Annotated in this window: 12 protein-coding genes; 7 read left to right on the forward strand and 5 right to left on the reverse strand. The window is 61.4% G+C overall.

Going from position 1 to position 9138, the window contains the following annotated elements:
* Positions 1-65: 65 nt before the first annotated feature.
* The 4 genes from JO965_RS42220 (at position 66) to JO965_RS42235 (ending at position 2575) form a co-directional block, all read left to right on the forward strand.
* Complete coding sequence (locus JO965_RS42220) at positions 66-746, forward strand: FRG domain-containing protein (protein ID WP_203447008.1); 681 nt, start codon at positions 66-68, stop codon at positions 744-746.
* 80 nt (positions 747-826) lie between these two features.
* Positions 827-1408, forward strand: a complete 582-nt coding sequence (locus JO965_RS42225) for a hypothetical protein (RefSeq protein ID WP_203447009.1) — start codon at positions 827-829, stop codon at positions 1406-1408.
* A 192-nt stretch (positions 1409-1600) separates the two neighbouring features.
* Positions 1601-1981, forward strand: coding sequence for a hypothetical protein (locus JO965_RS42230; protein ID WP_203447010.1), 381 nt, complete (start codon positions 1601-1603; stop codon positions 1979-1981).
* 183 nt (positions 1982-2164) lie between these two features.
* A complete protein-coding gene (locus tag JO965_RS42235; RefSeq protein ID WP_203447011.1) occupies positions 2165-2575 on the forward strand; it encodes a hypothetical protein in 411 nt (136 codons plus the stop codon).
* Positions 2576-2577: 2 nt separating this feature from the next.
* On the opposite strand, the gene JO965_RS42240 is transcribed toward JO965_RS42235, so the two are convergent.
* From JO965_RS42240 to JO965_RS42250, 3 genes are all read right to left on the reverse strand, one after another.
* On the reverse strand, positions 2578-3168 hold the full coding sequence (locus JO965_RS42240; protein ID WP_371827017.1) for a transposase: 591 nt from the start codon (positions 3166-3168) through the stop codon (positions 2578-2580).
* A 526-nt stretch (positions 3169-3694) separates the two neighbouring features.
* Positions 3695-4846 carry an IS110 family transposase gene (locus JO965_RS42245; protein ID WP_203445034.1) on the reverse strand — a complete coding sequence of 384 codons (1152 nt, stop codon included), beginning with the start codon at positions 4844-4846 and terminating at the stop codon, positions 3695-3697.
* On the reverse strand, positions 4779-5414 hold the full coding sequence (locus tag JO965_RS42250) for a helix-turn-helix domain-containing protein (protein WP_246777232.1): 636 nt from the start codon (positions 5412-5414) through the stop codon (positions 4779-4781). The genes JO965_RS42245 and JO965_RS42250 overlap by 68 nt, the downstream gene beginning before the upstream one ends.
* A 238-nt stretch (positions 5415-5652) precedes the next feature.
* Between JO965_RS42250 and JO965_RS42255 the strand changes: the two genes are divergently transcribed.
* On the forward strand, positions 5653-6018 hold the full coding sequence (locus tag JO965_RS42255) for a hypothetical protein (RefSeq protein WP_203447012.1): 366 nt from the start codon (positions 5653-5655) through the stop codon (positions 6016-6018).
* A gap of 74 nt (positions 6019-6092) precedes the next feature.
* Here the strand turns inward: JO965_RS42255 and JO965_RS42260 are convergent, their stop codons facing one another.
* The gene (locus JO965_RS42260) at positions 6093-6482 is read right to left on the reverse strand and encodes a hypothetical protein (RefSeq protein ID WP_203447013.1); all 390 of its coding nucleotides are present in this window, start codon (positions 6480-6482) and stop codon (positions 6093-6095) included.
* Positions 6483-6738: 256 nt separating this feature from the next.
* On the opposite strand from JO965_RS42260, the gene JO965_RS42265 reads away from it, so the two are divergent.
* Both JO965_RS42265 and JO965_RS42270 read left to right on the forward strand, forming a co-directional pair.
* A complete protein-coding gene (locus JO965_RS42265) occupies positions 6739-7116 on the forward strand; it encodes a hypothetical protein (protein WP_203447014.1) in 378 nt (125 codons plus the stop codon).
* Positions 7117-7123: 7 nt separating this feature from the next.
* Complete coding sequence (locus JO965_RS42270) at positions 7124-8362, forward strand: AAA family ATPase (protein WP_203447015.1); 1239 nt, start codon at positions 7124-7126, stop codon at positions 8360-8362.
* A gap of 215 nt (positions 8363-8577) precedes the next feature.
* Here JO965_RS42270 and JO965_RS42275 read toward each other — a convergent pair whose 3' ends face one another.
* On the reverse strand, positions 8578-9042 hold the full coding sequence (locus JO965_RS42275) for a hypothetical protein (RefSeq protein ID WP_203447016.1): 465 nt from the start codon (positions 9040-9042) through the stop codon (positions 8578-8580).
* Between the last annotated feature and the right edge of the window lie 96 nt (positions 9043-9138).

Consider the following 9138-nt stretch of genomic DNA (forward strand, 5'->3'; position numbering starts at 1 on the left):
ATCAGCTTGGCTATTGCGTGCCGATCCGATAGCTTGCCGCCAACAAAGTAACATGCTCCGGTGCCATGACGCTCCTGCCCACTCCCACATGGGATACCTTCCTTCGGACCGTTTCCACCCGAACCAACGGAACCTGGCTTTTCCGGGGGCAGGCCGCTAAGAAATGGCCTCTCAGCCCATCGGCCGGACGCGACAAGTGCGTCGGAAGCGCAGGCTACCGACGCGCCGACGAATACAACCTTCTCAAGGACTTCATTCGGGAAGCTAAACGGTACGTCGAAAGCGGCTTCAGCGAACTCGAATGGCTCGCCTTGGCCCAGCACCACGGCCTTCCTACCCGCCTTCTGGACTGGTCCACCAACCCGCTGGTTGCGGCCTGGTTTGCTTGTGAGAAGGAAGAAGACACGGACGACGGCCTCGTCCACATGATCAACGTGCCCTCGCTGGACAGAAGGGATGATGTTCTACCCTTCGATCCACGGTTGTCGGACGTGGCCCTGGTCCAGGTCCCGCCGCGCGTGGGGCGGATCACGGCCCAGCAGGGCCTGTTCTCCCTACACCCTGACCCAACGGCCAAGTGGACGCCCGGCCGCGCTCTAAGGTATCATACCCTTGAAATTCCCGGGGCTGAGAAACCATTTTTCAGGCAGGCACTTGATGCTTTTGGGGTCAACCGCGGACGCCTAATGGTTGATCTCGATGGGCTATGCGCCACGCTCTCTTGGAAGTATCGTACGCGTCTGTAGCGAGGTCTCAAATGTCGAAAATGCAGTCTCGAGATGCCGGAACAGGGGTCAAGAAGCGGAGTTCCGCTGGATCGCAGGGCATGAAGAAACGAGCGGAAAAGGCATTGAAGGGCTTCGCAGGTGCCTCTGAGGGCAAAGCCGGAGGCGGGTTCCGGACAATTGAAGAGATCAAGGGCGGCTTCGTAGAGGTCCATGCTAGAGCTACCCTTCGCCCGAAAAAGGAAGTCACTTTGGAAGTTGCGCCTCGCACGAAGCGGCCGCTAGGTGCATCATGGGCTGTCGGCGGCAAGGCAACCCCTGCGCAGTTCTACGGAGGCGAGCAAGTGATCAATCCCGTGCCGACGGAACCGGACTCTGTCCATGTGGCTGCCTTCGTTCGCGATTTCGATGTCCAGAAACATCCGTCGTGGAACGCGGTGAAGAAGGATCACCCCAAGGCGAGCCTGTTTGTAACGGAATGCTCGCCCGACTCGGTCGAAATCGAGTCAGGCGGGAAGTTCAGCACACGCGCCCAGCTCCTGGTTGACGTTCCGGTGAAATATCCTGATGGCTTTGAGGTCGAAGGCTCAATGACCGTACCGGCCTTCGTCACAGGAACACTTAAAAATAACGGCGATGTGGTAATCAAGGAATTCAGACTGAGCATGGATCATCCTGCTTAGATTATTGCAGATACACACGATGATCGAAAAACCCGGCCCGGCGCCGGGTTTTTTATTGCTCGGATATTGGCTCGTTCTCACTCAATCGAGCGCTAAGGGAAATTCAGAAAATCCCCGAAAGCAAAGATCAGGTTTCGCTTCAAAGAAGCGGGAAGAGTTTCGTCAAAATCCCCGAAAAATAGGATGAGTTCGATGACAAACGCAGCCGTTGCCACCTCCGCCGCCACCGTCGCCGCTAACGATAACGGTCAGCAGCAGCGCACCTACCCGCGCGTCGTGACGCCCAAGGCCATCAAGGAGGGCAAGAACAAAAACGGCACCGAGTTCGTCAGCTTCATCGGTGAGTACCGTCGCCGCGGCTCCGAGAAGACCTACACGATGTTCCACACCGCGAGCGGTGCAGCCCTCCAGGCAATTCGAGACGAGTTGAAAGAAGGCCAATCCATCCGTGTCTTCGGAGTGTTCGACGAGATGCCGGCGGACGCCGAGCGTCGCGCCAAACAAGTTTTCCGGATAATTGGCCGCAGCGTGCCGCGTGAGCAGGGTGCCGAAGAGATGCAGCAGGCGGCGTAAGGCCTGCGGTCACAAGCAAGAAAGAGCCGCCTTCGGGCGGCTTTTTTCATGGGCGGATCGGGCGGGTTGAACGCATCGATCGATCACATCACCAGGTGTCTTACGCCACGCAGGAAAAGACATCAGTTGCTCTCTGGTGAGAGCGCAAGAGTTCTTTGTCAAATCCCCTGAAAGGAAAGTTCGATGGCAAACGCTGCCAACACCTCCGCCGTCGCCACCGTCGCCACCGTCGCCACCGTCGCCAACGACAACGCCCAGAAGCAGCGCACCTACCCGCGCATGGTCACGCCGAAGGCGATCAAGGAAGGCTCAAACAAGAACGGTACGCCGTTTGTCAGCTTCGTCGGCGAGTACACCCGCCGCGGCGCCAGCAAGCCCTCGACGATGCTGCACACCGCGTCGGGCAAATCGCTGGAATCGATCCGCGAGCAGCTCAAGGAAGGCCAGCCGATCCGCGTCTTCGGTGTCTTCGAGAAGATGCCGGCCACGGAAGATCGCTCCGAGGGTGATGTCTTCCGCATCATCGGCCTGAGCACGCCGCGTGAGAACGCTCCGGGCGAGGCCGTCCAGACGGAGATGAAAGAGGCCGCGTAAGGCTAAGTAGGTCGCCAAAAGTTCTGCAACAGCTTTCTGAGCCAGAAGTGTTTGGATGCCAGGCCAGCCTTGCGACGCGCCTGTTGCGGCGTCAGCATCAGAACCCAGGCCGCGGCATCAGCGGCGAGAGCCTCGATGGACGCGGCCTGTCGGTTGGCCGCAATCAGCCGCTTGAGTTCGCGCCAGAGCTGATCCATCGGGCTTAGTTCGGGTGCCTGCCGGGGCAGCCACACGAAGCGAATGCGCAACCGGGCTGCCAGCGCCAGGGTTTGCGGGGCGGTATGGGCGCTCGCCCGATCACTCAGCAGCCAGAGCCAGCCGGCGCCGTGATAGCGGCGCCGCAACGTGCGCAGGAACGCCTGCGCGTCGGCCTGACCGGCGCGGGTGCGGATCAGCACCACGCGGCGAGCGGTGCGCAGGTCGATCGCCCCAAACAGCACCCGCTTGGCATTGCGGCCGGTGATCGGCACCACCGCCTGGGTACCCTTGAGCGCCCAAGTCGCGCGCAGGGGCGGGAACAGCCGCAGCAGCGTCCAGTCGAGGCACAGCAGCCGATCGCCCCTGTGCCAGCCCGCCTTCAGACGTCGGGTAATTCCCCCTTATATGGGCCAATACGTCAAGCGCTGGCAGGCGGTGTGCCGGATCGAAGTCAGAATTTGACCTGGCCGAGAGGGTCGAACCAAAGGAAGCCGAGTTCAAAGCCTGCCATTCTGGCATGGCGGCTCTCAGCTTGGGCGAGGCGGGCGGTCAAGTCCCGCAGCCGCTTCGCGGTGCGCCGCAGGCGCAGGGCTTGAGGGCCGGCCGAAGGTCCAAGCCATCATGGAGACTGCCCGAGGGCAACTCGCTCCGACACTGTCCGTCAAATCACGGTCGGGATTCGACAGTTTGCGGTGACGTCCGAGGCTGAGCCCGATGGCGCTCATGCGAACCGCTCGTCCGCATCACCTTATATCCGGTTGGGCCCAAGCCCTGACCATAATCCCGCATGCGTCGGGAACGGGCTCCGGGGTGAGCGCGACCATTCTTTTTCGCGGCATTGTTCCAGCCAGGGGGGACAACGCGGTCGCACTCCCCTCAGACATCACGCGCTGACACTCCCGCGCCAGCGCGCAAGCGGGTTCAGGGCTTCACGGCCACATCGGCTGGCAGGGCGCCTGTTTCGACATAGCGCCACAACAGGATCAGCAGCTTGCGGGCGAGCGCCACAATTGCAATGCGTCTGACCCGCCCAGTGGCCGACCCCACACGGCTGCGGAACCAAGCCGCCAGTGCACTGTCAGGCTGGTTGCGCAACCACAGCCAGGCGAGTTCGATCAGCGCCTTGCGGGCGCGGGCGTTGCCCGCCTTGGTGATGCCTTGCTCGCGCGAGCGGCGGCCGCTCGCAAACGGGCTGGGCGTCAGCCCGGCATAGGCAGCCACGTGGCGCCGGCTGGCAAAGCATCGGTAGAACACCTCCTTGTCGAGGACAGTTGCAATCTCAGAGCCGATCCCCCTCAGATGCAGCAAGGTCCCAAGCTTGGACGAGGACGCGGCTCGTGCCGCCGCCGCTTCGGCATCGCGCCTCGTCTCGACCTCGGCCAAGTGCCGCAGCACGAGTTCAAGCCAATCGAGCTGACGCGCGATCTCCGCCGACAGCCGCGGCGGCAAGAGCCGGCCATCTCCCGTGATCAGCTGCGCCAGGCGCAGGCGGCGATCCGGCCGCAGCGGCTCGTAGTCGTCGATTCCTTGCGTCGCACACAGCCCCTTGATCCGGTTGACCAGGCGAATGCGCTCCTGCAGCAGCGTGGCGCGCTCGCGACTCGGGCGACGCGCATCCTCCTCGTCCGGTGACGGTGGGCGGACCATGGAGCAGACCTTCGGCTCGCCGCGAGACCAGGCCATCAGCGCCCGCAGCAGAGCCTGGGCATCCAGGCGGTCCGTCTTGGCCCGCCGGGCCCGGCGGTCGACCTGCAGCGAACTCGGGTCCATGACATGGCTGCTGACGCCGTGCGCCTCGAGAAGGCGGTGCAGCCAGAACCCGTCGCGGCCGGCCTCGTAGCAGCACGATACATGTGGGCTCACGCCGGTGCGTCGTTCCACGCGGGTCCGGATGCGGGCAAGCAGGTCGAGCACCGCCTGTCCATCACCGGCGGGAAGCCGATGCAGCTCGATCTTCGCGGCATCGGGGGCGTGCAGCGCCACCAGCCAGGAGCGGCGGCTGAGTTCAAGCGCCAGAAAGATCGTGTGGGTGCTGTCCGAGACTGAAGCGTCGGCTGAGGGAGAGGAGAACATGAGCGGCCTCCAGGGTGAGGTGAGGTGACCGCCTTACTTCACCAGTTCGGCGGTCGCTGGCCCATGAGATCTTTTTCTGCGCCAGATGAGGCGCGCGCGCGACATAGACGTAGCGCGGGCGTTTCCAGCGATAGCCTGCCTCGTGCAGCCGGCGCCGCAGGGTCCGCGGGCTGACGGCGAGGCCCTTCGCGGCCAGGTCGTGCGCCAGCAGCGGCACCGTCCAGCTCGTGGCCTGGTAGCCGCAGCGGCGCGGGTCACGCGCCAGGGCCGCCGCCAGCCGCCGCGGCGTGAGGGTGTGATGCAGGCGCGGACGCCCGCTGCGCGGCCGGTCGATCAGGGCCGTGGTCTCATGCTCGGCCCGGTACTGCACCAGCCATCGGTGCACGCTGGAGCGGTTGACGCGGCAGCGCTGGGCCGCCTCGGCGACGGAATGCCCCTCGGCCACCAACAGCAGCGCCTCGAGACGGCGATAAACACGGGCCTCACGGGCGCCAGCAAGCGCTACGGCAAGCCGCTTGCGATCCGCCTCGTCGAGCCACGTCTCGGGAGAGTGATCATGTCGTTGCATGTTCCCCAGGGAACACCCGCAGCTCTCGCGTTGCAAGTCTTATGGCGACCTACTTAGGCCCCATAACCTGGGACGCTAAAGAGAGCCGCCTTCGGGCGGCTTTTCTCATGGGCGCGGAGGGCGTCGTCACGCACCATCCGAAAGATGATCTGAAGGTCTCCGACAGAAAGACGAGAATTCAGGTTCCTGCAGAAAAGTGAGCAAAAGCTCGGTTCAATCCCCGAAAAGGAAGAGTTCGATGAACGACAACACCGCCACCTCCGCCGCCGTTTCCACCGAGACCCGCGCCCGTTCCTACCCGCGCACGGTCACGCCCAAGACCATCAAGGAAGGCAAGAACAAGAACGGCACGGAGTTCGTGAGCTTCATCGGCGAGTATCGCCGTCAGGGCAAGGACAAGGTCTACACCATGTTCCACACCGCGAGCGGTGCAGCCCTGAGTTCGATTCGCGAGCAGCTGAAGGAAGGTCAGCCCATCCGTGTCTTCGGCGTGTTCGACGAGATGCCGGCGGACGCCGAGCGCAAAAGCAAGCAGGTTTTCCGTATCGTGGGTCTGAGCGTGCCGCGTGAACAGGCTGCCGAAGAGATGCAGCAGGCCGCCTAATCGGCCCCATGAAGAAGCCGCCCTCGGGCGGCTTTTTTCATGATCGTCGCTGCAATCCCCGGCAAGCGTGTGAATCACGCTGCAGCCGCATCAGATCCCTTACGGTTGGCCACTTCCAAAGTGACAGCGAGTCCTTTGGGGGATTTCGCTCCAGATCGTAGCCGAGCATTCTCGTCTCTGAGAGCCTCGTTACGGGCTACATGCTCGTGGTTAGCGCGGGTCACTTCCTTGATCTCGCCCTTGAGTTCAGTGATGTCCTCCTTGAGGTCCACGATCTTCGCCTGGAGGGCAGCAAAATCCCTAGCCTCTGCTCGAAGGTCACGGATCGTCGCCTGCTGATCGGCAATCTTCGACTCCAGCTTCTTGATCCTACGCTCCGCCTCAGCAAGCAGCTTCTCCGGAGTCTTCTCCGGCTGCGCCACCCCGGTTTTGAGGGATTTGGCCTGTAGCCCCGCATTCATCATGGCCCCAACGGCTCCTTTTCTCTGTTCTGACAGGGGTTAGAACAAAATAGGAACTTACGGCGATGGTCAACGAGACAGCGTGTCACGTCGAGAGCAACACCAGGAGGGTATCGAGTGCAATCCCTGTACTGGCCTCATTTTTTACGGACTGCTGATTCAATGTCACATCTATTTCCGGGGGACGAATTACAAGATCATTTGTCAGGATGGGGCAGCAAAAACTCAAATCAGAAATCCCGAAAAAAGGATGATGAGCATGCTCAAGGCGACGATGTATTTCTCTTACGGAAGCGACGCACGGTCGGGTCTGAAATCAAAGACGACATTCGACGCCATTCTGGCAGGCGAGCGCAGCTCGACGACACGCTTTACAGCATGGCCAGGATATGAGCGCTGGACAGGCCTAAAGGTTGGCGATCAGGTTCTCTTCTACGCCGATCGGGACATGAAAGGGCGCTATGTCGATGTCACGGTGACGGAGGTTCCTCGCGTCATCGACCTCGCAAGATGCAGCGAGGCGGATCTCGCCGCCTGGTCAGAAGCTGAGGGCTGGAGCGAGGCCGCAGGACGTCGCTACGGGCGCAAATATGGACCGGGTATTCAGATCCGGTCCCGGCCCGTCACCACACCGTGAGGAGTCGATGAGGAAGTCATTTTCGTTCCCATACTTCATCGTGAAGGTCGGGTTCACCCTCCTCGCGCTCTACATCACGGCAATCTTTCTCATGACCAATCTGCCCATCTACGGGCGCTCGTACTTCGATTGGTTCGCCGCCATTGCTATCGGGACGTGGGCTCTGGTCTTGATCGGCCTCGCCCACGAAACCCGGCTCACCACCCGCTTCATCGGAATCTTCGTCAAAGGACTGCCACCCAGGTGGCTGCGGATCATCCTGGACCTTCTCGATCGCTACACCAACAAGGATGGCCTCCTCGCACGTCTCGCCGCTGTGCAGCGTTCCGAATACCTCGATGCGACCGCGCTCGCTGCCGCGGTAAAGCAGAAGGTTGTCGGCCAGGACCTCGTAGCCGATGAGGTTGCAGCAACTCTGCGTCGCCGCCTTGCACAGGTCGCACGTGACAAGCCCGCCGGCGTCTTCCTGTTCGTTGGCCCTCCCGGCGTGGGTAAAACCGAGATGGGCAAGCAATTTGCTCGCACCCTGAAGCGCGGGTTCCTCTTCGAGGATATGTCGACCTGCAGCAATCCCGCTGGTGCCGAACGCCTTTTTGGCGTTCCTCCGGGATACTCAGGCTCCGATAAGTATGGGACCCTCACGGGCGGCCTGCGGGATCAGCCCAACTCATTCGTGCTCCTTGATGAAATCGAGAAAGCGCATGTCGACGTCCAGAAGCGGTTTCTGACTGCTTGGAATGATGGCTTCGTGACCGAAGCCTCGACTGGACAGAAAGTGTCGACCAACCGGGCCATTTTCGCCGCAACGACGAACGCAGCTGCTGACCGGATTGGCGAACTGGCTCGCGAGATCACAGATCGCGATAAGCTCCTGACTGCCGTTCACAATGTGCTCAAGGAGGCCGGATTCCCTCCTGAGGTCCTGAGCAGAATTGACGAGGTATTCGTTTTCAACCCACTCCAGGGGCTCGACCCTGCCCGGGTAGCGATCATCCAAATCGTTAATATCGTAGAGAGTTACGGCCTCGATCTCGACCAGGGCGGCATCGACGACATGATCCTGTTCGAGGCCATGCAGCGCGCTGAGGTTCTGCAGACTGCCGGCGGTGTACGCGCCGTGATCAGAGCTCTCGAAAAACGCATTGCCGATGTCCTGATCGAGGCCAGGCAGAAGGGCGCTCGCCGCGTCAAGCTCACGATGGATGAATCGGACCTTGATAAGGTCCAGGGGACGATCACCGGATAGGAGGAGCACCATGTTCGATCGGCTGGTTCCCCGACCCATCCGGAGGCTTTGGAATGAGGCGTCGGTCTGGCGCTGGTGCCTCATCCTCGCCGTTGCATCTACGGGCATGCTCCTTATTGCCTCGCCGCCACAGCCTTCAACAGCCACTGCCGCTACGAAAGTGGCCACTCAACCGCTTGCCAAACCTGGCGCAGCCGCCCCTTGAGGCGGCTGCCTTAGTCACGAGGGACATCCACGTAAGTGATCCGGCGAACGGTCTCGAAGGCAAGGACAGAGATGATTGAGAAATCCGGGCCGTCCAAGGCCCGGAACCTCACCGTTTCCAATGGGAAACGACCATGAGACACCTCGTAGAGGATCTCAGATACCCCAGTGCCCTCGTCCCAGACTCGGAACGCGTTCACTTGCAGCCGGGATCGTTTCGGGACCTCAATATGCCATCCGAAGAAGTTCAGTGAAGCCAGCCCCAGCTTCGCACCGGACCTTTCACCAATGAGCGTATTCCTGATGTACCTGTAGCGCATACGATGCGCCTGGCCATCCATTGTGACGCGCCCCTCTTGGAACAGGTTGCCGACCTGGTAATCGATCCGGCAGTTGCCATCAATGAATAGCTTGAAATGTGACCCGTAGCGGCTCTCAGGCCGCCATTCACCTTCAACGATGACGGGTTCTATCATCCGTCAGTCCTTTTATTCTCCTCCTGGTAACGTGGAAATCTGCTCTTGAGTTCACTGGCGGTGAGTGAGCTGAGGCCGGACTTGGCCTGATCGAGG

It is taken from the genome of Microvirga sp. VF16 (assembly GCF_016864375.1).
Taxonomy (GTDB): Bacteria; Pseudomonadota; Alphaproteobacteria; order Rhizobiales; family Beijerinckiaceae; genus Microvirga.